The organism is Streptomyces durhamensis (genome assembly GCF_000725475.1).
Lineage (GTDB): Bacteria > Actinomycetota > Actinomycetes > Streptomycetales > Streptomycetaceae > Streptomyces > Streptomyces filipinensis.
In genome coordinates this window covers 1-704 of record NZ_JNXR01000089.1, presented here as the reverse complement: position 1 = coordinate 704, position 704 = coordinate 1, and the positions used below count along the sequence as shown (strand labels likewise).

The window sequence follows — 704 nt, the reverse complement described above, 5'->3', positions numbered from 1 at the left end:
GTTCGATGCGGAAGCCGCGCAGCTTGACCTGCTGGTCGGCCCGGCCGAGGTATTCGAGGGAGCCCTGCTTGTTCCAGCGGACCAGGTCACCCGAGCGGTACATCCGGGAGCCCGGCTCGCCGTAGGGGTCGGCGACGAAGCGGTCGGCGGTGAGGGAGGGGCGGTCCAGGTAGCCCTGGGCGAGTCCGGCGCCGGCGATGTACAGCTCGCCGGGGGTGCCCGGCGGGACCAGCCGGAGCGCGGGGTCGAGGACGTAGAGGCGGTGGTTGTCGAGGGCCTCGCCGATCGGTACGGGGCCGGTGGCGGTGAAGGGCCGTGCGATGTGGTGGGTGGCGGCGAAGGTGGTGGTTTCGGTGGGCCCGTAGCCGTTGACGACGGTGATCTGCGGGTTGTGGTCCATCACCCGGCGGACGGCCTCGGGGGGTACGACGTCGCCGCCGGCCCAGACCTCCTGGACGCCCGCGAAGGTCTCGGGGGCCTCCTCGGCGATGAGCCGGAACAGTCCGGCGGTGAGCCAGAGGCTGGTGATCGCGTGGTCGGCGATGAGTTGCTGGTAGGCGGCGGTGTCGAGGTGGCCGGCGGGGGCGACGACCAGGGTGCCGCCGGTCAGCCAGGGCACCCACATCTCGTACGTGGACGCGTCGAAGGCCATGGGGGAGTGGAAGAGGACGCGGGTGTGGTTGCCGTTCGCGTACATCTCCTGG

General features: G+C 71.6%; 1 protein-coding gene. It reads right to left on the bottom strand.

Translation table 11 applies throughout. The features are described 5' to 3' along the window. On the bottom strand, positions 1-704 hold a 704-nt coding region (locus IO33_RS0141890), incomplete at both ends, for an AMP-binding protein (RefSeq protein ID WP_031174323.1).